Raw genomic sequence first — 25,180 nt, 5'->3', positions numbered from 1 at the left:
ACTAAGCCTTATCTTTCGCTAGGAATGATTTGACGAACGCGTCATCATTCAATTCCGGATAATTATCGTAGACACGAGAGATCTCCTCGGCCTGCCCTTCTGACAATACTTCATCGGGATTTAGACACCAGATGCCCTTCAATAGGCCTTGACGACGCAGTACCTCATGGATACCTGGAATACAGCCATGGAAATCATGTGCAGGATCGAAGAATGCCGCATTGCTGTCTGTAACTTTCACACCTTTGCTCAATAAAGCGTTTAAATGATGATAATCTTTGGAAGCTTTCGCCTGTTTAACCTGCTGCATTAAATCTACTGCCTTTTTTGTCCATACTGCCCAGTGGCCCAATAGCCCACCGCGGAAGTCGATCGACTTGCTCAATCCATCTACCTGGAAATCATATGTTGTCAATAGGTCGGCGACGATATTGTCATCATTTCCTGTGTACATAGCGACGTCATCAGCACGCGATGAGCTTGCCAATGCGCGCATCACGTCTAAGGTCTGGTATCTATTGAAAGATGCACATTTGATAGCCTCGACGCCTTCGATCTCGACAAAGGAGCGCCAAAACTCGTAAGAGAAGATACGGCCGCCCACTGAAGGCTGTAAGTAGAACCCGAATACCGGAATAACCTGTGCCACTTTGCGCACGCGCTCCAAGATGGCTTCCTCCGTCCAGCCCTGTAGCCCTCCCATACTTAGCAATCCGATGTCATACCCTAATTCCACAGCGATTGCTGCTTCCTCGAGTGCTTGCTCTGTAGGACCGCAGATACCTGCGATTTTAAGGAAAGGACGATCTAGATTTGCTTTATCAATTTCCTCCGCAGCGAGTTCCAATACCTTGCGGAATAAATTGATATTAGGATCGCGAATCTCGAACTGCGTAGAGTGCACAGCTACCGCAACTCCGCCCGCGCCAGACTCCATATAATACCGCGTTAGGCGGCGCTGGCTTGCTTCGTCCAAAGTACGGTCTTCATTCAATGCTAATGGATGCGCAGGAAAGACCTGCCCTTCCATTAAGAAATCCTTTAATTCTTTTGTCAGCTTTTTCATTAGAATTGTCCTCCTCTTTCCTGGAAGTGCGTCGGTTTGCCGAACTCTTCGCCTCCATTTTGAATCCAAGTAGCATTAAGCTCGATCACTTCTCTGATTGTAACCTTTGGATAGCCAAATAAACGATGGCACTCGGAAGCATTATTCAATAAAGCAGTTCCTTCAGCTTCATGAACAAACTTAGCTTCCTTGCCAAATAGCTTAGCGAATTCCTTAGCGACCCATTTGGTCGATAGGGTTTCAGGACCCGTCACGTTTAATATCTTCGCCGGGGATTCACAATGCAATAACGAACGGATAGCGATTTCATTGGCATCACCTTGCCAGATCACATTCACATTCTCCGTGCGCAAATCGATAGGCTTTCCATTCCAAACGGACTTACCGATCTCCATAATCACTCCATAACGGAAGTCAACAGCGTAATTTAAACGATAAATTAGCATGGCTGTACTGTTCTTCTTAGCGAAATATTGGAATACACGCTCGCGCCCTAAGCAAGATTGCGCATACTCTCCGATAGGTTCCGGAACAGCATCCTCGTCAACACCACCCTCATTTAATTTCACAAAAGGAAGTATATTGCCTGAGGAGAAAGCAACGATTTTTGCGTTTTTGAATTTCTCAGAAACACGGCCCGGCAGATAAGTATTCATCGCCCAAGTGAAATCCTCATTACCGACAGTGCCGAATTTATGGCCTGCCAGGTAAATTACATTGGCGACATCCGGCAAATTAAACAGCTGTTCGTCGTTCAACAAATCACATGCGATGGCGATAATTCCGCTCTCTTCGACCTGGCTCTTCGCCTTCGGATCTGAGAAACGGGATACTCCATAAACTTTATTGTCTTTACCTGCTAATTTCAACGCATCTACTAAAAGCTTGCCCATGCTAACCCCCATCTTGCCTGCTATGCCCAATAGCATGATATCACCCTCAATCTGCTTTACGTCTTCCACTAATTCTTTAGAAGGTACAGCGTATTTTTCTTCCAATTTTTTTAAATCCATAACAAACATTTATGATAATACTAATACTTTAAAATTCAATACCGCTAAGCCAATTACCAACAGTAGACCCAATAGGCCAACTATCTTCTGAAACATATTATTCTTATGCTCGCCCATGATATCTTCACTGTTGGCAATCCAATAAATCGCTATTCCGGTAAATGGCACCAAGAATATCGTGACACTTTGCGCTAGTACAATAAGCTCTAGTGGAAGCTTGCTAAACAATAAGGAAATGATTGCTCCGAAAACCATGACAATCGCAATCAGCATCTTGACGTATTTATTGTTCAAGTTTCCTTTCAAGCCAATAGCGTCTCCTAGCATAGAACCTCCAAGGGCGGCATTCCCAATCAGTGAGGAGAACGAAGCGCCGAATAATCCTATCAGAAACAGGTGGCTAGCGTTCGATCCAAATAGCGGCTCTAATGCCATCGCCATTTCTGATGCCGAGTTAACTTTCAATCCTTTTGGATGAAGTACGGACGCCGCGCAGATTAACACGACTGCACTCATGATCCCTAAGATCAATATCCCGATGGTGCTACTTAGTTGTGCATGCTTATCTTCCGAGAGTGGCTCGCCTGCAACAGAACCATTCGCTTTCCTCTTTTCCTGAACCAAATAGGATTGGTAAAATGCCCCTACTAATGAAAAACAAGAAGCAATAAAGGCTACGATCAAACCAGTCGAACCGCTAGGAATATGCGGAATCAAACCATCAGCAATATGGCTGAACGAAGGCTGAATCAATAGCAATGTCAACACAAAACTGAAAAGCATCAGGATCACTAGCCCCAGCATCACTTTTTCCAATACCTGATAAAAGGATCTGAAGAACAGTAATAAGATACCCGCCAAGTTGAATACGATGATCCAGATCTTTGCATCAGTATCTGTAGCTTCCCCCATCGCAATCCCAACGCCTGTGGAATTCCCCGCTTGAAAGGAGATGGCGACAAGAAAAATTCCTGCACCGATAAAGATACTTCCGAACTTCCCTATCTTTTTGCGAATCAACGTTAATAGCGAGTCTGTGTTATATTGCCCGATTCTAGCGCTCATATTCGTAAATATGAGCATGAAGAATATGGCAAGAATGATAACCCAGATGAGCTCAAAGCCATAGTCTGCTCCCATTTTGGAAGTAATCGTCATCTTACTAGGCCCAAAAACAAGAGCGGCTGTTACAATCCCCGGACCTAATATGGATAGGCCTTTTAATAACCAGTTTTTATTCATTCTTATTTATTTTCTAAGTGCTTTTACGGCCGCCGGAGTCGTTGTTTTCTGATCTCCAAACTCGGTTTTCACATAATTGATTATCGCTGCGAGTTCCTCATCCTTTAAGAATGAGTAGCTTGCCATATTTTGCTCATAGCTTACGCCATTAATTGGTTTCTTTTCTTTTGTCCCTTCCAGCAATAACTTAGTAAACGCTGTCAGGTCGTTTATACGCTTAGAGTTCACGAGCGGCGGGAAGGAGTTTGCGACGCCTTTGCCATCCTCTTTATGGCAGGATGCGCAATAATTCTTATACAATACCGCAGCATTGTTATTGCCCGCTGCAGCCGTAACTTTAGGATCCTCTTGTAAAAACGACTGTGGTTTCTGATCGGTAATTCGAAGGCGTATGATACGGTCGTCATTCTCCTTTGGAAAACCTGGCTGAGGGTTCCAATCTCTATTACTCGTGGAAAGTAACACATCGCCATTTGGAAGTACCAAAACAGCACGCATACGGCCGAAATGTTTGCCAAAATAAATATGCTCTTCTTTGATGCTATGTTGGTCTTCATTCAGATTAAGCACACGAAGGCGTTGACTCTTAAGGGTCACGAGCAACAAAGAATTCTTCCAGTCCGAAATCTCATCGTGGTTATAATATGCCATACCTGCCGGAGCGATCACTGGAGTCCATGATCGGATAGGCTCAGTCATTTTAGTCTTTGCCGTAATCGCTAGCTCCTCATCCGTATCGTGCTTACCTTCAATTAGAGGCCAACCATAGTTGTGCAAAGGTCGAACCCAATTGACTTCATCTTCGATAGCATCGCCATGCTCTGCAGTGAAGAGATTGCCATCCTTATCTAAAGTCATCCCTTGAATATTTCTGAATCCCCAGGCATATACCAAGCTGTTCGGAATAGGATTGTCCGCCGGCACAGTGCCATCTAGATTCATGCGCAGTACCTTGCCATTTAGGGTAGTCGAATCCTGCGCCATATTGTTATCCGCGACATCCCCGGTTGCCCAATAAAGAATATTGTTCTTATCGATCAAAAGGCGCGTTCCGTTATGCCCATTGGCACCTGCGACGCTTAATATTTCCGTTGGATTAATGAGTTCAGAACCATTGTATTGATAGCGCATAAGGGTTGAAACCACCAAAGAGTCCCGCTTTTTCGTATAGTTTAAAAAGACATAAGGGTCATCTTTCGTATTCTTTTGGATGGTAATATCCAATAAGCCGGGCGTCGTTCTAGTGAACACATCCTCGATCTCCAAGAGCGTTCTCACCTCACCCGTCGTGAGATTCAGCTCTTTCACTTTCCCTGCAATCTCGGTAAATAGAATCTTATTGTCTACATAGTCCATCCCCCATGGGACAGACAAACCTTCTGCCACGGTACTTACTTCTACGTAGCTGTTATCAAGTTTAAGATATTCCACAGGGATATCCTTGACGGTGAAGTTATGATCCGTTTGCCTGCATGCTGTGAAGAAGAGGCAAGAGAAAATTAAAATTTTAATAAATGGTTTAGGTTGAAATATCATTATAAATATCCGTTTTTCAATTGATCCGCTGCATAATCAACAGCTCTGGCAGTCAATGCCATGAAGGTTAGCGAAGGGTTCTGATTACCAACACTGGACATACATGCCCCGTCGGTCACAAATACATTCTTGCAATGATGCAACTGGTTGTATTTGTTCAACAAGGAATCCTTAGGATCCTCGCCCATACGAACACCGCCCACATCATGAACCTCCAAACCCGGCTGCCGCCCGAAAGCGATATGCTGATCTAGCTTCTTAATATTTTTACAACCGGCCTTCTCCAGAATGGAAGTCCCTTCTTTAAAGAAGTCCTCCATCATTGCCACATCATTATCCGAATACCCAATGGATGTAATAAGTTGTGGAAGGCCATATTTATCCTTTTTATCAGGACTTAAGCGTACATGATTCTCATAAATCGGCAACACTTCCCCTTGCATCATCATAGAAATCTTCCAGCCTCCCGGTTCCAATATGGCATCTTTAAAGCTAGCCCCCAGAGTATCCAAACCCGGATTGCGACCCCAGCCATCGCGATTCGCAGAATAAGCAATCAGGTAAGAGCCCTTAAATGTCTCCGCATCGCTGTGAATATTCTTAAATGCCGGGATAAAAACCTGTGTTGGCCGGCGCCCGAAATAATAAGAATCTTCAAAGCCATCAATATCGGCTGTAATCCTGCCTCTATAATTGTGGAAGGCAATATATCGCCCTAACAGCCCATTATCATTCCCCAAGCCATTCGGAAAACGCTCGGATTTGGAATTCAATAGGATTAGGTTCGAATTCAATGTCGCTGCATTCAGAAAGATCACCTTCGCTCTGTATATTTTCTTCTCTCTGCTGTTCGCATCAATAACCTGTACAGCCGAAGCTTTTCCGGTCTTATCATCATAGATAATCGACTCAGCGATGCTATCCGTTACGATGGTCAGATTGCCTGTTTTCTCGGCATAAGGGATAGTCGACGAATTAGAACTGAAATAGCCCCCAAAAGGACAACCACGCTCGCAAAGCGATCTCGCCATACATTGCCCTCTGCCCTGCTTCTTCTGCTCGTCCTTAATCACCGCTAGGTTCGCAGAACGACCAATGATCGCTTTACGGTCTGTAAAGTTCCGATCAATGGAATCTGCGATAGCTTTCTCCACTTGGTTCATCTCAAAGGCCCCAACGACCTCCGAGTCCGGCATATTTTCAATACCGTCCCGATTACCCGAGATGCCGACGAACTTTTCTACGTGCGAGTACCAGGGTGCTAGATCCGCATAGCGAATCGGCCAATCTATTGCATAGTCATATTTCTTTGGTGCATTGAATTCAAAGTCGCTCCAACGTTGCGTTTGTCTTGCCCACAATAGCGATTTACCGCCAATCTGAAATCCGCGGATCCAGTCGAAAGGCTTCTCTTGAATATACTCTTGATCCTCGTCTTTAATATAAAAATGCTTTGTCGCCTCGCCATAGGCATAGTGCTTACTGATCAGCTTATTCTCTGCAACGTCGGCTTTGGTCTTCTGCCCTCGGTGTTCAAATTCCCAAGGATCCATATTCGCCGTTGGATAATCTTTTATATGCTTAACCATACGCCCTCTTTCGATCAAGAGCGTCTTAAATCCCTTTTCGGTAAATTCCTTCACTGCCCATCCACCACTGATTCCTGAGCCAATAACAATTACATCAAATTCGCTGTTTAGGTCCATGTCGTTTATTTAAGGTTGTAGATACTTACGATTCGATCCTTTCGATCGTGCTTTTCTATCTTAAATCTAGCCATTTTATCCCCCTTACTTCAAGAAATATTCAAAAAATAGATTGGCTTGACGGTTAGATTCGGCATTCGGCGAATGCTCCGGTCTATTGGTCATCGCGACTCTATTTTCATATCCCAATAATTTGTTCAACTTAATCGTGTGATTCAATGGAATCCATCTATCGATAGGATCCGACGAACCACCGGATACCAGGAATGGGCGCGGAGCCATTAAAGCATGCAACTCGTGCAGGTCTTGCTTTGATTTCATCAGCTTAGGATATAAGCCTTTTGCGCCATCAATCATTCCGGTCTGTCTCCACGCATTTTGCCAAGGCGGTGGATAATACCCCAAATACCAAGGTTCCCAGTAATTTACACCCGAACCTTTGGTTTCATCAAATACGATCCCCGGATCTGACCATACTGCGCAAGCAAACTTATCGAATAAGCAAGAGCCAAACATCGCCCATTTGCCGCCGTAAGAATGCCCCATAATACCAATCCTTTTGGAATCTACTTCCTTATAATTTGCCAACACATACCATGCATTTGCAGCAGCGTATGCCAGTGCAGAGAGCGGCTGTATTTCTGCCTTGTCTATCGATGGATAGTATAAGGAGTAGGTTTTATTGTTCGTTGTTTCGGCAGTACCGATAGATAAGGTAATGAAACCTTGCTTGCATAATTGCAAGGCAAAATCTCGCTCGGCTTTGCCACGACCGATAGCAGTTTCAGGCTCGTAAAACACGGTCAATACCGCTGCTTTCTTACCTTTTGTATGGGGGACCAATAAGTATCCCTGAGTTTTCCGATTGGGCAACCAGTCAAAAGCCACCACATATTCCGTATACCCTTCTCGAACGGTCGTGTCTAAAAACTGAAGCTTTTGATCTTCTAAGAATGCAGGCCATTGCCCCATCTGATTCATCCACTTCGCTTTAATCTTTTCTCTTTGCTTTGCCCAAGCTGATTTGCTCTGGATTTCCTTTCCTTCTTCATCGATGAGCACTGATTTGTAATCGCCATATTGATTCTCGAAAGCAGCAGGAGCATGGAAATACGAACTTATTTCTGCCCATACAGCCTTTTTATCCTTCTTGTTCTGCGCGAAAAGAGGCTGCAGCATAGCCATAAATAGCAAAGCGCAACAGTAGCAATATGGAATCGTCTTTTTCAATGTGCTCATTCTTTTAGCTTAAGACCAAAGTGAGGTGGCAAGCTGGCACTTACCACCGCTTTGGACATTCAAACCTATATTAAACGAAAATCTTTACCATCCTGGGTTCTGTGTTAACTTGTCGTTTAAGACAAGTTCATTCTCCGGAATAGGGCTTAAATAATCTCTACCTAACTTGAAACCATAACCATTAGGAATTGCCTTCTGGTAAGGATCAAGGAAACCGTTCTGGTCAACTGGAAAAGGATTCACCTTAATCTGACTCGCTAAGAATCCATGCGGGCGCTTGCCGACGATTACCTCATCCGCCGCAGCCCAACGTGCGATATCATCCCAACGAAAACCTTCGCCGACCAACTCGATACGACGCTCGCGTCTAATCTCATTCAACAAAGGAGTTAAAGTAGGAAACTCCCACTTCGCGTCATTGGCAATGCTTCCAATTACTAAATTTGGCATCCCAACGCGATCGCGCAAGGGCTTGATTGTTTTATCAATATCCGCCTGTGTAGCAATGCCTAACTCTGCTTTTGCCTCAATATAATTCAACAGAACCTCCGCATAACGGAAAAGAATGGACGGTGTTTCCTCATATTGCTGTACATGATAGATTACATGTGGATCATAACCTTTCTGAATAATATAACCTGTCGGAGCTTCCAAATCTGTTCTTGAATTTAAAGAACTATAAATTACCGACCAGTTTTGCGTCTTACCGTCAGCCGCTATTTTCCAAACTTGGTCTGGTGTAGCAATCGTCTGTGCCAATCTTGGATCGCGATTTTGGAATTCTTGGGTAATCGTGCTATACCCGCCGAATAGGCTATTTCCGGTAATTGGCTTGCCATCGATCATCAGGTATTGATCAACAACCTCCTTTGCCATCGAACGGCCTACCGGCTGAGCCATTCTGAAGTTTCTGTCGTTAGTGAAGTCAGCATCCCCTCTAGACAAATCATTATCATAACGACGCCAAAACAATACTTCGGAGTTCCCTGTATAATCCCTTTTTGTGAATAAATCATAATAGTCGCTTTTAGGTTTACCGCTATTGTAAACACTATAGAGACCCGAATTCATAACCGCTTCACTCGCTTTTACAGCAATTTCAAAATACTTATTAGGATTAGCGTTTGCTACGCCGAATACAGTACCATTATGATATTTCTGCCAAGTTCCCTCATATAGGGCGACGCGGCTTTGCATCAGTAAGGCTATCCATTTATTGATTCGGCTGTAGCCATTCGTTTTATCACTGCTCAAATACATCGCTGCCGAGTCCAAACAGCCGATAATCCGATCGGCTACAAATTCTCGTGGTGAACGAGGGCTATAGAGTTCCGGAGATGATGTACCATACACATTATCCACCCATGGAATATCACCATATAGCTTCAATAAGTTGAAATAGGTAACTGCTTTAAAATAGTAGGCTTCACCGACGTATTGTTTGTAGCTATCGAAACTGTGATTTCCCTCGAGCTTTTTATATTCTTTAAAAAAGTAATTTAAACTACGCACATTCGCATAGCCCATATTCCCGGTAGGAGATACTGTTCTTGTGCCTTGTAAGCGGATATCGGGAACAGCGGCAACCATGTTATCACTGTTAAAGTCCGCTCCATAATTTGGATATTTTGGAAAGTAAGAAGCATTGTAAAACTGATTCATATAGATCTCCAAATCCAAGGGCTTTGTAAAATATTTTTCTGCTGCCACTTCATCTAAAGGCAGTCTTTCAAGAAAATCGTCGTTGCAGGAAATCAGTGCCGCACAACTCAATAATAATATACTCGATCGTTTAAGAAAATTTTTCATAATCATTACTTTAGGGTAAGGTTTAAACCGAATGATAATGTACTACTCATTGGATAGATCACGCCGCTCGTCAAATAGCCACCTTCTCGACTGTCTGATGCTACTGCTGTTTCAGGGTCGAATACTTTTGGCATACTAGAGAACGTCAGTAAATTTTCTCCTGAGAAATACACTCTTGCGCGACTGAACATTTTACCGATTAACGATTCAGGTAAGGTATATCCAAGTTGAACATTTTTCAAACGCAGATATGCTGCATTCAACATATACTTGGATTGCGGAAGTCTATTTTTATTGGTTTCCGTAGTGAAGTATGGTTTTGGCAAATAAGCATCTGTATTAGGACCCAAGATATTGGTCTCATCAGCAGGCCGCCAATAGTCTAATGCTGGTGAGTCTTTATATAGACCCGAGTTGCCCCATGCTGTAGTCATCCCCCAGAATAACGGTGTGGTGTTTTCAGGCGAAAAATCACGGCGACCAACACCCTGCCAGAACATATTGAAGTCAAAGCCTTTCCAATTCATGCCTGCGGTGATACCATAGTTATAGCGTGGAAGTGAATTTCCAAGCACTTTCAAGTCTCCATGATTTTCTAAAGTACGCGTTCCATCATTGATGATTCCGTCGCCATTCAGGTCCTTGTACCTGATATCGCCTGGCCCCCATTTCGCATGGTATTTTGATTGATCTGCCATTGCCTCTCCTTGCGTTTGGATGATACCATCGGTTTCAAATCCCCAAATCTCTCCATAATTCTTACCGATGTACCAGGTATCAATCTGACCCGTTGTATTTAAATACTCTAAAACCTGAGTGCGGCTATCGCCCAATGTTACTTTGAAATTGTATCCGATTCCATTGTCCAATTTATCGTTCCAGGTCGCTACAAGCTCGAATCCACGAGTACGGAGCTTCGCATTGTTGGTTTGAGGAACGGCTGCCCCTAAGATGAAAGGCAGGTCGAATGCTTTTCCCAACATTTTATCAGTCTCGCGATTGTACCAATCGAAAGAAAATCCTAGACGAGAATTAAGCAAAGACATATCAACACCTAAATTTAGGGTCGTAATCGTCTCCCAGGTTATTTCATCAGAAATGATTGCCGGAATACGCGAAGATTGTGGTCTTGACTCATTGATAATCCAGTCAAGTTCCGGAACGATACCAATTTTAGAAACATATAAGTTGTTCGCAATGTTCTGATTACCTAGTGAACCGTAAGACGCTCTAACTTTTAAATTATTGATCTTATCTCTTAGAGGCTCGAAAAAATCCTCTTTTGAAATTACATATCCCAAGGATGCCGAAGGGAAAAATGCAAATCGAATATCCTTCGGAAATTTCGATGAACCATTATATCTTCCGGCAAGCTCTACCAGATATTTCTCTTGATAGTTATAATTCAAACGACCGAAAGCTCCACGAGTAGCCCAATGGCTCATATTATCGTCGGCCAAAATACCGCCCAATGAGGTTGAAATAGATGGGTAGTCATCAACGACAGGAGCAGTACCTGTAGCGTTCAAACCAGAGTACACATTTTCCTCTTGCTCGAAACCTAGCATACCCTTGAAATAATGATCGTCCATTTGCTTTTCATACGAGGTCACCGCATTCAATACTTTATATACATACTCATAGTAACCAGCAGTATACGATGCATTCGGTTTTCCGATATTTCCAAAAGCGCCATTTCCAAGTTCCACCATTACGGGTTTAGGATTCAGACTCGTCTTCGTATTCTTAATGTTATAGTTGTAATTGACCGAGGTCACCCAACCTTTGATGGGTTCAATTTCCCCTCCAATCGTAGCGAGGAAATCGTTATTGCTCTTCTTATCGCGACCCGAATCTTGTAACAAACGTACTAAGGGGCTTTGAATCGATCCATTGATGTTATAATACGGCATCATTGGTGCAAACATGAGCATCTCCCGGAAAGTATGCTCGCGACCCACAGTCGTTTCGCCCATAGGGAAATTAGTTGCTGTATTTGCCCATTTTAAACTAGAGTTGATCCTGAACCAATCCGCCACTTGGGTAGAAACATTGGACATCAAATTATAGCGTTTAAAATAATCATTCCCGAATGCGTATGTACCATTCTGTTTATTATATCCTGCCGATAAGAAGTAATGTGTCTTTCCGCTACCACCGGAAACATTGATATTATGTTTTTGACTGAAGGAGTTTTTCCCCATTAGAATATGCGGCCAGTCGTTATTGGCATTACCATTTCGGCGACCAGCAAATACGTTGTCAATTGGATTTTCCGGATCATATTCATAAGGGAAAGTACCGTCTATATATCCTTTGATGCGTTTCATCTGCTCTTCATTGTAAACGGCGGTTAAACCGGCGTTTGCATTCGCCTGATTATACGCAGTTGCCCAGGTATAGGAGTCGATGAAACTCGGCAAATGTAAAGGAGATGATAAGGACAAATTATTGGAATAATCAAACTTCGCTCCCTGTTCCATCTTTCCTTTCTTGGTGGTAATCAATACCACACCGAAAGGTGCTCTAGAACCATAAACCGCTGATGCAGACGCATCTTTTAAGATGGACACGTTATCAACAGTTTCCGGATCGATCGCATTTAGATCCATCTCGACCCCATCGACAAGAATTAAGGGTGCACTTCCACCTGCAATCGACCCCACGCCACGAATGTTCCATGAGCTCGCTGCACCAGGTTCTCCACCGCGCATCCCCATACCGATATTCACGTTAGGCGATGCCCCTTTAATAAGATCTGCAACATTTGTAGCTGGACGATCGGCTAATTGTTTGCTCGAAATAACATCCACAGATGCCGTCAGCTGTCCTTTTCTTTGGGTACCATATCCCACGACTACAACTTCATCCAAATCGGTTGCATCATCCTGCAGGGTCACATTCACCGTCGTGCGGCCGTTAATTGCCACGCGCAAGGGACTGAATCCGATAAAAGAGAAGCGTAAAGAATCGTTTAGGGAATTAACATCTAAGCGAAAAGCGCCTTTATCATCTGTTTGAGTCTCCCCACTCTTGCCGATGTTGGACACACTAACGCCCATCAAAGGTACTCCTTGCGAATTCCGAACCGTACCAGTCACAGAACTCCGCTCTTGTGCTCTAGCAGTTACCTCAAACAAAAGGAGGAAAACTATTAGCATTAAGGGTCTAATTGATATCATATAAGTGTTTAATTTGGTTATTGATTCACTCTTAAAATCGGTCAGAAATTAGAACGTTTGTTACAATTTCCATTTTACCGTTAACGTTTACAGTCCGCCGAACAATACAAGGTTTTTCATGCATTTAGGCACAAAATGACCCGACGAATATGTTATCTTATTTTGATTTTAGGATTATGATTTCGACCAATATAGGGCAAATCAAAATTGATCACAAGAAATTTCTTTAAATTTTTCTATCTTTCGACCTAAATCGCTGACTAGACAATAATCTAACGTCATCACACAGGGGTACGTTAACGGAAAATGTAACAAGTTCCGTTGATCAGGAAAATCCCCTCCAGAAAATGATGATACTCGTCCGAAATCAGTGAAACAATTTACCTAAGTGAACATCAGCAGAATGCTGAATTTTCGAGTAACCTAAAAATATGATAAGATGGATCAAAAGACTTTTGGATTTGCAATCATAGGAACCGGCGCCATTGCAGCGATACATGCCAAAGCTATAGCGGCTATTCACAACGCTACGCTGCTCGCCGTATATAACCGAACGAAAGAAAAAGCGGAAGCCTTCGCAGAAACATATGCTTGCAAAGCATACCATTCCATTGACGAACTTTTAGAAGATCCAAACATCGATATTATAAGTATATGTACGGCATCCGGCGCCCATTTGGAAGCCGCCGAGAAAGCGTTGCGCGCGGGAAAACATTGCCTCATCGAAAAACCGCTAGAAATAACGACAGAACGATGCGATCGCATCATTTCCTTGGCCGAGCAGCAATCGCTTCAAGTCGGCACCATCTTCCCTACTCGCTTCTATCCAAATAGCATCAAGATCGAAAAACAGCTCGACGAAGGTGGCTTTGGCGACCTGGTCATTGGGTCAGCCTATGTAAAATGGCACCGCAGTCCGGCATATTATGCATCTGCAGCATGGCGAGGAACATGGGAACTCGATGGCGGCGGCGCCCTGATGAACCAAGGTATACATGCCGTCGATATGCTTTTATGGTATATGGGTGATGTAGAACATGTTACCGCGCTCGCAGCAAACAGATTGCATCAGGACATCGAAGTCGAGGATACGGTTGTAGCACAAATACAGTTCAAAAGCGGCGCTTTGGGAACAATTGAATGCTCGACCGCAGCCTATCCTGGCACGGCTAAGCGTGTAGAAATCATCGGCAGCAAAGGTTCGGCTATCCTTGAAGAAAACAGCCTGACGCTTTGGGATTTTCAGGATCAGGAGTCCGACGAAAACCATGAAAAGACGGCCGCAGTTTCAGGCGGTGTTAGCGATCCGATGGCTATCGGACACTATGCGCATCAGCTACAGATTGAAGATTTTATAGACGCTATCGAAAACACGCGTGCCCCATTTATCGACGGCGCCGAAGGCAGAAAATCGGTCGAACTTATCTCTGCTATTTATCAAAGCGCAAAGGAAGGAAAACGTATCTATTTATAAATCATTAGGAAACAGGTTTATCGAAATTGGCAATGCAAAAAGAAATAAATATGGCACAACTCATCACCGCCCTGCAAAAGGGGGACGTGACGGCTTTTGATCAGTTATATTTTGAATATGCACCGCATCTCTATAATCGAATTTTCAAACTGATCAAGAGCCCGGAAATTGTGGAAGAAATTCTCCAGGAAGTTTTCCTGAAGATCTGGAATATGCGGGCGCAGCTGGAAGTAGATCGGGGTCTGAAAACCCTTCTCTGCCGTATATCGGACAACCTGGCAATCGACCATTTCAGAAAAGCGAGCCGCGACAAAGCCTTGCAAGAAGAGCTATGGTCATCCTCCATCGGCTTTTATTTACACACGGAGGAATCGATTTTCGACAAAGAAAAACAACGGATCCTAAACGAAGCGATACAACTCCTTTCGCCCAAACGAAAGGAGATCCTGACGCTATGCAATATTGAAAACAAAAGTTATAAGGAAGTCGCCAAAATGCTCGGCATTTCTGTAAATACTGTCAGCAATCAGCTGGTCAGCGCCATGAAAGATATCAAAAATTATATACAGTCGAAATACGAGGGCGCGTGAAGGCTTCGTCGGCTTAAAGCCCTTTCAAACCCAATGCATAACCCTTTATCAGCCGTATCAAACCTCTTTCGAAAGGGCTTTGATATGGGTTTGAAAAAGCTTTCATTGGGGACTGTCTCGAATCATTTAAAAATAATTCATTTCTCAATAGTGCATTCGCTCTAGTCGTTCGTATATAAAGATAAGTAAGCAACCAAAACTTAGATTATCTTGATGAATGACACGAATAAAGAAAGGATCACGTTCCTTCTTAACCGACATATAAACGATAAGGTTTCCAAATCAGAATTTGAAGAGCTTTTGCATTTGGTCGATACTTGCGATGATGCGTCGTTCGGCGCTTCGGTACGCGAAATTATCGATCAGAATACAGCAGAGCTACCAACTGAGTTTGTCGACAACCGGATTTCGTCGGTACATGCGAATCTTCGTCGACGTATTGCCCTAGATATTCAGGAGGCAGAACCTATAGCACAGCGAAGGATCAAGCCTTTGTGGTATTGGGCAGCTGCAGCGTCGCTTATCCTTGCTGGGTTTTTCACTTACCAAGGGCTCCAGCAAGCAGAAGTTCCGGAACTGGCACAATTAGCCCCGCTAGACGACATCGAACCCGGCAGCAATAAAGCAACGATTATCATCGACGGTGAAGAACATCTTCTGAAAGATGGCGAGCATGGTTTAATTATTGGCGATAACAGTATCAGCTATCAAGACGGCGATGTTGCACTTGCCGGAATACAAAGCAGTAAAACCATCAGAATCGTCACTCCCTATGGCGGACAGTATAATCTGGAATTATCGGACGGCTCTAAGGTCTGGTTAAACGCGGGGAGCGAGATCAGCTATCAGACGGACTTCGCCAAGCAGAACCGAACAATTAATCTGAAAGGTGAGGCTTATTTTGAAGTTCAAAAGAACAAGAACCTGCCCTTTATCGTCCGTACTGGAGAGCAGGAAATACGTGTTCTCGGTACGGAATTCAATATCAATGCCTACTCGGATGAGAAAATAATTAAAACGACGCTAAAAGGGGGTTCTTTGCGGGTGAGTGCAAACGAACAGCAAATGGTTCTGAAACCCAATCAGCAAGCCCTGTTCAATACCAGCTCCAATGCTTTGGCCACCCGATCGGTCGATGCGGATGCGGCAATCGCTTGGAAGGAAGGGATTATCGATCTGCATGGCATGAGTTTACAGGAATGTATGCGCAATATCAGCCGCTGGTATGATGTGGAAATTGTTTACCAAAACGACATCCCTTCTATCGAAATGGGAGGCAGAATGAGCCGAGGACTTAAATTATCCACCTTTCAAAAGTTTCTGGAAAACAATTTCAACATACAGACGAAGTTGACAGCAGACAGGAAGCTTACCGTAGCCTACGCAAATAACAAACAACCAATATAATAACCTCAAGTATGTCTATGAAAACGAATGCAAGTCCGCCATAGCGATAGTCGGAAGACTAGCAAAGAAGGGAGATGTTGGCCCATCTCCCCAAATAATGTCTAGTAAAATTATTGGGAATAATAACCAAACTTAAAACATTATAGATTACAATATTATGAAAAACTATCAAGGATTGATAAATCCTTATCCAATTCGTTTTATCAATACTTTTTTATCCCGTATTCGATATCAAATTATGATTTTTAAAATCCTATGCATCTTCCTTGTTATTGGAAGCTTCCAACTGCAAGCGAAGTCATTTTCTCAACAGCTTTCCTATAAAAAGAAAGCCGCAAAAGTCGAAAGTGCATTTAAATACCTTGAAGACAAAACCAACTTTGTGGTCCTGTATGATTTGAAAGAGTTGAAATCACTCAAGCCAATGGATATCAATATTTCCAATGCGAGTGTCACGCAGTTCCTTAACACGCTGTTGAAGGATCTTCCTTACGAATATACCATCGAGGATAAAACGATTCTTATCAATAAAGTCAATAGACCCGCTAGACGAGTTTCCACGCCAAGCAGCAGTATTACAAATGCTGCTCCCGTGCAGCAAACCCTTCGTGGCGTTGTGAAGGCGGAGGACGGTTCGGCTTTGGAGGCCGTAAGCATCGTGGATGTCACAAGCAAACAAGGTGCGAGCACGGATGCGAGCGGTAATTTCCAGATCAGCATTAGCTCCTTCCCTACTACGCTGCGCTTTAGCTTGGTGGGTTATGCGACAGCGGAACGACAGGTAACTTCGGCTTCGCAGGTGCTCAACATCAGCTTGACTCCGCAGGTGAGCGACTTGGATGAGGTTGTTGTGGTAGGTTATGGTACGCAAAAGAAAGTAAATTTAACAGGAGCAGTAGCCGTTGTCAAGAGTGAACAATTAACAAAACAACCGGTTGGACAGGCATCTACCGCTTTACAAGGTGCGGCGCCGGGTTTGACAGTAACACAAGGCTCTGGGCAGCCAGGTCGCGACCAAGGGGGCTTGCGTATTCGCGGTATCGGAACTTTAGGCAATGCCAACCCATTGGTATTGATCGATGGGGTCGAAGGAAATATCAACAATGTGAATACCAATGATATTGAAAATATCTCGGTTCTAAAAGATGCCTCTTCGGCTGCAATCTACGGTTCTCGAGCGGCAAACGGCGTAATTTTAGTCACTACCAAACGAGCAAAGAACGAAGGCGTCACAGTAGATTATAATAACTATGCGGGCTGGCAATCACCAACGGAAATGACGGACATGGTTAGTGGCTTGGATCATATGAACCTATTGAATGAAGCTTATACCAATACCGGCAAGAGCCCAATCTTTACCGAGCAGATGATCAATGATTATACGGCTGGTATGGGAAGCAATCCAGACCGCTTCCCGAATACTGATTGGCAAAGTCTGACCATGAAAGATAATGCTTTCATGCAGAACCACTATATCGCCGCGCAGGGTGGATCGGAAAAGGTAAAAGTTTTGGGATCCTTAGGTTTCTTTGATCAGGACGGTATACTGGAAAACACCAACTTCAGACGCTATAACTTTCGATTAAACAGTGATCTGCAGATCTCCAATAAGATCAGTGCAGCCTTAGACTTTTTCTTCACCAAATCGGAATTGAAAGAGCCGGCAAGTGGTACGGGCGAAGTCTTTCATTGGATGCGTCGTATCCCGGCAAATCAAGCGGGGATGCTATCGACAGGGCAATATGGCGAAGGATGGAACGGCGATAACCCGATTGCAAAAGCTAGAGATGGCGGATTGAATCTGGAGGATCCGATGAACTCGGTATTCAATATCGATTTGAAATATAAGCCAATCGATGGGATGACTGTTAATTTGGTTTATTCTCCCAAATACGAAATTAGTCACAAAAAGAAATTTTTCAACACCATACAGTCTTATTATTGGAATGGCGACAAGGCCTATTTGACGCCTCAAAAAAATAGCTTGACGGAAAGCTATGAACAATATTGGTACAACAACATCCGCGCAGTGGTTTCTTATGAGAAAACACTGGCTTCAGACCACAACTTCAATGTGATGGCCGGTTTCCAGCAGGAAGACCAACGCGATAATTTCTTATCAGGCTATCGCGAGATTTTCTTGATTCCTGAATTGCAGGAGTTGAATGCTGGAAATCAAGAAAATAATTTAGCGCGCGGAAACTCCTCAGAGTGGTCGCTACGTTCGGTATTCGGACGCTTAAACTATGACTTTCAGGGGAAATATCTTTTCGAAGCTAACGCTCGCTATGATGGGTCGTCAAGATTTGCTGTAGGGAATAAGTTTTCTTTCTTCCCTTCTTTCTCTGCCGGATGGCGCGTTAGCCAGGAGCCTTTTATGGAATCCCTGAGCTCGGTTGTTTCCGACATGAAGATCCGCGGTTCATGGGGTAAATTAGGTAATCAAAATATCACAGGTCTATATTCATTTGCTTCGTATTTCAATATTGGTTCCACCAACTATGCTTTTGGAGAGAACATCAGTACCGGTGCGGCATTGACGACGATGGCAAATCCGGATATTCAATGGGAAACGACCAATGTAAGTAATGTAGGGCTTGATTTGACCTTATGGAGAAATCTGAATATCACAGCAGATTATTTTTATAGAAAAACCTCCGGGATTTTACTACAGTTAGACATCTCCAGATATTTGGGTTTCACTACGCCACCATTCCAAAATGCTGGGGTCGTTGAAAATAAAGGTTGGGACGTCTCTGTTGCTTACAACAATGCAATCGGCGACTTTAAATACAACGTTGCAGTCAACCTTTCGGATGTGCAGAATAAAGTTTTGGACATGCGCGGCGTGTTGCGTACAGGTCTGACCGTAAACCATGAAGGGCATCCAATCGGGTCGCTATATGGCTATGAAGCAATCGGTTATTTCAGTTCGGCGGAAGACATAGCAACTTCAGCAAAACAAATTGGTAACATCGCGCCAGGCGATCTCAAATACAAAGATCAGAACGGCGACGGCAAGATTGATGCAGCCGATGAGATTATTATGGGAAGCCCGATTCCACGCTATACTTACAGCGCAAATTTAGGTGCTTCCTATCGGGGAATCGACCTTGCCTTATTCTTCCAAGGTGTAGGAAAAGCAGATGGATACCTGTATGGACAAGGAATTATGCCTTTTTATCAGGGCGGAACAATACAAGAACAACACAAAGATCGTTGGACTCCGGAGAACCCGAACGCGGCATTCCCTCGCTTCGCCTTTAACGAGAATAACAACATTCAAAACTCTACTTTCTGGATGAAGAATGCGGCGTACCTCAGATTGAAGAATGTGACTTTAGGATATACTGTGCCACTTCCTGCCTCAGCAAATATGCCATTGCGTGCTTTACGCATTTTCGCGTCCGGACAGAACCTATTTACGAAAACCAACTTCTGGAAAGGATATGATCCGGAAGGTCCGATCAGTACCGGTGGATGGTATCCGCAAATGAAAGTTTACAGTTTTGGATTAAGTGCCAAGTTTTAATTAAAGAATCATGAAAAGAAAAACATTATCATATACACTAGGACTGCTACTCAGTATTTCGCTTTACTCCTGTAGTGAAGATTACCTGATTAAATATCCTTTGGATAGCCCTTCTACGGAGACTTTTATCTCCAATGAACAGGAACTCAATATGGCGATTACGGGCGCATACAATGCGCTATATCAAGCGCCAAAGGCAACACCTATGCCTTTCCCTTTGACGATAGACTACGCATCCGATATTGGTTGGGAAAGAAACACGAATGCCTTACAAATTCTGGGTTTAGGAAATGCCGACGCAAACAATGAATTCACTTCTGATTTCTGGAACTTACTGTATGTGGGGATACAGCGCTGCAATACCATCTTGGATAAAGTCGAGGGTTTGAATGGAGTTGTTCCTGCGGAAACCCTGAACAGCAGAATAAGCGAAGTAAGATTTCTACGAGCATATTACTACTTCTTCCTCAACGAGCTATTCGGTGGTGTTCCATTGCTGACCACAACGATTTCCCTTGCCGATTCGAAGAACGTGACGAGAGAATCCAAAGAAGCGGTGAACGACTTTATTATGTCGGAAATCGATGCTATCGTGGGCTCGCTTCCAACAACCGCTACGGGCAATAATCTAGGACGCGCGACACGTGGCGCTGCCTTGGCTTTAAAATCAAGGTCAGCTCTTTTCAACAAGAAATATCAGGAAGCTGCCGATGCAGCAAAGGCGGTGATGGAATTGAATCAGTATCAACTGCACAATAATTTTGAGCAGCTGTTTAAATATGCTGGCGAGTCCTCCAAAGAGATTATTTGGGCAATTCAATATAAGCGAGGTCTAGCGACGCATGGTATCTCCTCGCAGTTCTACTCGAGATTGATGCAGGGCTTTTCGAATAAAATACCGGTTCAATCCTTAGTGGATTCTTACGAATGTATAGACGGTTTGAATATCGATAAATCACCGTTATTTGACCCCAATAAACCATTCAAGAATCGCGACCCCCGACTGACGCAGACAGTGGTATTACCGCAGACACTTTCGCTCGGCGTTATCTTTGAAACGCATCCGGATAGTACGATGACCTGGGATTATCGAGAAGCGACGCCTAAGCGCATTGCGAACACCGATGCAACAAACGCATTCGCGACATTCTCGGGATATCTATGGCGTAAATATGCTGATCCTGCGGATTTTATCGACCGTTCCAATTCGGAGTTGAATGCCATTTTATTCCGATATGCTGAAGTGCTATTGAACTACGTGGAGGCGAAGACTGAGCTGAATCAGATTGATAATTCGGTTTATGAAGCTATCAATCAGGTAAGACAGCGTCCTTCTGTGGGGATGCCGGCAATCAGTGCCGGAAAGTCGCAGGCACAGATGCGTTCGATCGTGCGTAAAGAGAGAAAATATGAATTAGCGGCAGAGGGTCTTCGCCTATTTGATATCCGCAGATGGAATATTGCGCATCAGGTGATGCCGGGCGACCTGCTAGGCCGTATTCGTACCGGATGGTTATCCAATGCACCGACTATCGATGAAAACGGAACGCCGAACTATAGCCAGGTGGCCAACAGGGCACAGATGCGTGTTATCGAGAAGCGTAATTTTAATGCTGAAAGAGACTATGTATGGCCTATCCCGCGCATTGAAACGGAAACTAACCCTAACCTTACACAAAATAAGAACTACTAATATTTACCTATGAAAAAGCTATTATTGATATGCTTTATGGTCTTCAGTATGTCCAGCTTTGCTCAAGCTGGAAGTAAGACTGTAGAGGTCGACATCTGTATTTACGGCGGTAGCTCTGCCGGAATTATCGCCGGATACACGGCGAATAAATTAGGCAAGAAAGCCCTTGTTATTGAGCCTCGCAACTACTTGGGTGGTCTTACGACCGGCGGTCTAGGTGCAACAGACATCGGGAACAAGTTCGCCATTACCGGATTAGCGCGTGATTTCTACCGTCGATTAGGCGCAGAATATAATCGCTTTGAACAATGGACATTCGAGCCGCATGTGGCCAGTAAAGTCTTCAACGATTATATTCAAGCTGCTAAGCTGGATATAGAGAAAAATTATCTGCTGGAAGAGGTCATTAAAGAGGGAAATACGATTAAAGAAATTGTCGTTCGTAAGAACGATGCTTCAAATCAACAACTGCGTATTAAAGCGAAGATGTTTATCGACTGCACCTATGAAGGTGATCTGATGGCGAAAGCGGGTGTTAGCTATGCCGTGGGTCGCGAGGCAATTTCTCAATATGGCGAAAGCCAGAATGGGGTACAATTGCAAGAAATCCACCAATTCCCTGATGGCATCGACCCTTACAAGATTCCTGGTAAACCGGAAAGCGGCTTACTGTGGGGTATCTCGAACGAGAAACTCGCAGCACATGGCTCCGCGGATAAAAAGATTCAGGCTTACAACTTCCGCTTGACCCTAACGCAAGACAAGGACAATCAGATTCCATTTAGCAAACCGGACAACTACAATCCAGAGCAATTTGAATTGCTATTAAGACAGATCGCTAAAGAGAAATGGACAACAATCTTCAGCAACTTGGATATCGTTGATCTTCCGAATGGACAGAAAGAATACAGACATACAGGCGGCTTTTTGATTAAGTACATGCCTAATGGCAAGACCGACTTCAACAACTTTGGCGCTTTCTCAACCGACATGATCGGCGAGAATTACGATTATCCGGAAGGTGATTTTAAAACAAGAGAAGCGATTTGGAAGAAGCATGAGGACTATACCAAGGGCTTGCTCTATTTCTTAAGTCACGATGAGCGCGTTCCGGCACATATCCGCGCGGAGATGAAATCTTGGGGCTTTTGTAAAGATGAGTTCAAGGAGACCAATGGTTTCTCCAACCAATTATATGTGCGCGAAGCGCGCCGCATGATCGGTCGCAAAGTGATGACACAAAAACACTGTGAAGGCGAGGAAGTAATCGACGACCCAATTGGCATGGCTGCTTACCAAATGGACTCTCATAATATACAACGGTTGGTCGTGAACGGCATGGTAAAAAATGAGGGGGATGTTCAGAAACCCGTACCTGCACCCTATCCAATCTCTTACCAAGCGATCACCCCAAAGGCAGAAGAGTGTTCTAATCTATTAGTTCCAGTATGTATGTCATCCTCGCATATCGCTTTTGGATCTATCCGTATGGAGCCCGTATTCATGGTATTAGCGCAATCGGCGGCGACAGCAGCGACACAAGCTATTGATAATAAGCAATCTGTTCAAGATATTGATGTCAAGAAACTAATCAACAAACTGCAAACGGATCCGCTAGCGGATGGCAGTACGCCTGAAATTTTGGTTGACAACTTGGATAAGGATCATGTTACGGTGACTGGCAAATGGGAAACGATCCGTGGCGGATATGTAAAGAACAAGTATGCTTTAGATCAAAAGGATGAAAATGCTTCTATCAGTTTCCATGCGAACATCGCAGAGACCGCAAAATACCGTATTTACTTTTACATCGCCGAAGACAAGGCACTTGCAGCGCAATTAAGCTTTGAAATCTTTGATGGAAAGTCTAAAAAGCAGGTTACTATCAATAAATCAGATATTAAAAGCCTTGGCTTGGCATCGGGTGAATGGGTTGATTTAGGCGAATATCAGATCAATAAGAACGCAAAGAGCTATGTGAAAGTGAAAGCTGTACAGAGCTCCGGCAGAGTGATTGCCGATGCGGTGATTTGGAAAAAAGTAAAATAATACAATAAGTTAAACGAACTTAAATATTTGATATGAAACTCCAGTGGATAGGTTTATGTATAAGCCTTTCAATATCCATGCTATCGCAAGCAGTTCAAGCACAAGAAAAAGATAGCTTGCTGTTCCTAGGTGACACGATAAGCCTAACACCGAAACAAATAGGCCAATGGGAAAAGTCCGGAAAGCAGTATTTGCTGCCCGTGAATAACCAAGCTTCGAAATTTATTGTCAACAAAGTTGGCACCCTTTCATTCGAAGGTCAGCGATTCCAGATCGCTGACCCTTTGGATGATGGAGTGTACAAGGTATTGGTCATTGGAAATAGCTTTTCTGACGACGGCGTTGAATATTACCTGCACGATCTGGCCAAACAAACGGGGAAGCCATTAGTGATTGGCAATCTTTTTCGCGGCGGCGCTCCATTGGATTTCCATCTTAAAAATGCGCTCGAAGATGTAGCCATTTACGACTACCGGAAGACATTTATTGATGGTGCAAAGATCAATACCCGAAAGACTTCAATCCTTATGGCATTGAAAGATGAAAATTGGGATATTATCTGTTTTCAACAAGCTAGCCTCCTATCGGGAGATTTGCCCTCCGTACAGAAAGATCTACCGGCACTGTTCCAATACGTGAAAGCGAATTATCCAATATCCACTGTTCGATATGCGTATCACCAAACTTGGGCTTATGCAAAGAATGCATCGACCAAGAACTTTGAGAAATATAATCGTGACCAGAAATACATGTTCCAGCAGATTGTCGAGGTGGCAAAAGAAGTGAAAAACATCATTCCGGTAGATATCCTCATCCCTTCGGGAACAGCGATTCAAAACGGAAGAACATCCTATATCGAGGATAACTTCACCAGAGAAGGCTATCATCTGGATTTAAAGATTGGGCGTTTTACTGCCGCTTGCGCATGGTATGAGAGTCTGTTCGGAGACTTGGAAAGCAATCCTTTCAAACCGTTCAACCTGAGCAATGCGCAGGCTGAGATAGCACGTGAAGCAGCTATCAATGCCGTGGAAAATCCTTTTAAAGAAACCCCATCGACAAAGCAAGTCCAAAAATTGGATAAAATACCATTTGAAACTGTGCGAGTTAACTTCGGTGCTGACCTTGTCATGCCGGGATGGAACTCTTTCTTATTTGAACGAGCAAATACCAAACTTTCTGACTTGAGCGATAGTCAAAACAAGAATACCGATGTATCTATTCGTTTATTGCAGAACTTCGATGCTCGCGCGGCCAATGGACCGCAACGTACTGCGACGAAATTCAAGATGCCGGCAGAGGTTTCCAAATCTTACTTCACGGTACAGGTAGATCAGGAAAACCAGAAGAGCCCGTTCATCGAGATAGCAGGTCTAGATGTTTCAAAATCCTATGAAATCCGGATCTATGCTGGACAAAACAGCAAACAGATTCTCGTAAATTATTACATCCAATCAGCATCCGTTAAGAAGAAAGAATCCTTGAATTCAAGCTTCAACGCAGATAAAATCATTTCCTTCAAAGCGTTGAAACCTACAAAGGAAGGAAAACTCTTGATCGGTTTTGAACTGTCTAAAGGAGCTCCAGATGCTTCTGCCGTTATCAATGCTTTAAGCATTACCGAATTAACAAATAAATAAGC

At 43.7% G+C, this 25,180-nt stretch carries 15 protein-coding genes; 7 read left to right on the top strand and 8 right to left on the bottom strand.

Features of this window, described 5'->3' with window-relative positions:
• Position 1: 1 nt before the first annotated feature.
• From QYC40_RS03970 to QYC40_RS03935, 8 genes are all read right to left on the bottom strand, one after another.
• Entirely contained in the window at positions 2-1,066 is a 1,065-nt protein-coding gene (locus tag QYC40_RS03970) for a dihydrodipicolinate synthase family protein (protein WP_301992517.1), read from the bottom strand.
• Positions 1,066-2,079: an NAD(P)-dependent oxidoreductase gene (locus tag QYC40_RS03965; RefSeq protein ID WP_301992516.1), complete on the bottom strand. Its 1,014-nt coding sequence runs from the start codon at positions 2,077-2,079 to the stop codon at positions 1,066-1,068. The genes QYC40_RS03970 and QYC40_RS03965 overlap by 1 nt, the downstream gene beginning before the upstream one ends.
• A gap of 9 nt (positions 2,080-2,088) precedes the next feature.
• Entirely contained in the window at positions 2,089-3,321 is a 1,233-nt protein-coding gene (locus QYC40_RS03960) for an Nramp family divalent metal transporter (RefSeq protein ID WP_301992515.1), read from the bottom strand.
• Between the two features lie 6 nt (positions 3,322-3,327).
• Positions 3,328-4,857, bottom strand: coding sequence for a PQQ-dependent sugar dehydrogenase (locus QYC40_RS03955; protein ID WP_301992514.1), 1,530 nt, complete (start codon positions 4,855-4,857; stop codon positions 3,328-3,330).
• Entirely contained in the window at positions 4,857-6,563 is a 1,707-nt protein-coding gene (locus tag QYC40_RS03950) for a GMC oxidoreductase (RefSeq protein WP_301992513.1), read from the bottom strand. Before QYC40_RS03950 ends, QYC40_RS03955 begins: the two co-directional genes overlap by 1 nt.
• Before the next feature lie 84 nt (positions 6,564-6,647).
• A complete protein-coding gene (locus QYC40_RS03945; RefSeq protein WP_301992512.1) occupies positions 6,648-7,802 on the bottom strand; it encodes a prolyl oligopeptidase family serine peptidase in 1,155 nt (384 codons plus the stop codon).
• 84 nt (positions 7,803-7,886) lie between these two features.
• Positions 7,887-9,611 (bottom strand): RagB/SusD family nutrient uptake outer membrane protein, encoded by a 1,725-nt coding sequence (locus QYC40_RS03940; protein WP_301992511.1) that lies wholly within the window; start codon positions 9,609-9,611, stop codon positions 7,887-7,889.
• A 5-nt stretch (positions 9,612-9,616) separates the two neighbouring features.
• Positions 9,617-12,793 carry a TonB-dependent receptor gene (locus QYC40_RS03935; protein WP_301992510.1) on the bottom strand — a complete coding sequence of 1,059 codons (3,177 nt, stop codon included), beginning with the start codon at positions 12,791-12,793 and terminating at the stop codon, positions 9,617-9,619.
• Positions 12,794-13,232: 439 nt separating this feature from the next.
• Between QYC40_RS03935 and QYC40_RS03930 the strand changes: the two genes are divergently transcribed.
• The 7 genes from QYC40_RS03930 to QYC40_RS03900 all read left to right on the top strand — a co-directional run bounded on the left by QYC40_RS03930 (position 13,233) and on the right by QYC40_RS03900 (position 25,178).
• Positions 13,233-14,267, top strand: coding sequence for a Gfo/Idh/MocA family protein (locus QYC40_RS03930; RefSeq protein ID WP_301992508.1), 1,035 nt, complete (start codon positions 13,233-13,235; stop codon positions 14,265-14,267).
• A 50-nt stretch (positions 14,268-14,317) separates the two neighbouring features.
• Positions 14,318-14,857 carry an RNA polymerase sigma factor gene (locus QYC40_RS03925; protein ID WP_301992507.1) on the top strand — a complete coding sequence of 180 codons (540 nt, stop codon included), beginning with the start codon at positions 14,318-14,320 and terminating at the stop codon, positions 14,855-14,857.
• A 213-nt stretch (positions 14,858-15,070) separates the two neighbouring features.
• Positions 15,071-16,264, top strand: a complete 1,194-nt coding sequence (locus tag QYC40_RS03920; RefSeq protein ID WP_301992506.1) for a FecR family protein — start codon at positions 15,071-15,073, stop codon at positions 16,262-16,264.
• Positions 16,265-16,502: 238 nt separating this feature from the next.
• A complete protein-coding gene (locus QYC40_RS03915) occupies positions 16,503-19,796 on the top strand; it encodes a TonB-dependent receptor (RefSeq protein ID WP_301992504.1) in 3,294 nt (1,097 codons plus the stop codon).
• A gap of 10 nt (positions 19,797-19,806) precedes the next feature.
• On the top strand, positions 19,807-21,489 hold the full coding sequence (locus tag QYC40_RS03910) for a RagB/SusD family nutrient uptake outer membrane protein (protein ID WP_301992503.1): 1,683 nt from the start codon (positions 19,807-19,809) through the stop codon (positions 21,487-21,489).
• A gap of 9 nt (positions 21,490-21,498) precedes the next feature.
• The gene (locus QYC40_RS03905) at positions 21,499-23,538 is read left to right on the top strand and encodes an FAD-dependent oxidoreductase (protein ID WP_301992502.1); all 2,040 of its coding nucleotides are present in this window, start codon (positions 21,499-21,501) and stop codon (positions 23,536-23,538) included.
• A 77-nt stretch (positions 23,539-23,615) separates the two neighbouring features.
• Positions 23,616-25,178, top strand: a complete 1,563-nt coding sequence (locus QYC40_RS03900) for a DUF4886 domain-containing protein (RefSeq protein WP_301992501.1) — start codon at positions 23,616-23,618, stop codon at positions 25,176-25,178.
• Positions 25,179-25,180 lie beyond the last annotated feature (2 nt).

The sequence above is a fragment of the Sphingobacterium sp. BN32 genome, assembly GCF_030503615.1.
Lineage (GTDB): Bacteria > Bacteroidota > Bacteroidia > Sphingobacteriales > Sphingobacteriaceae > Sphingobacterium.
This window is presented reverse-complemented; position numbering and strand designations above follow the sequence as displayed.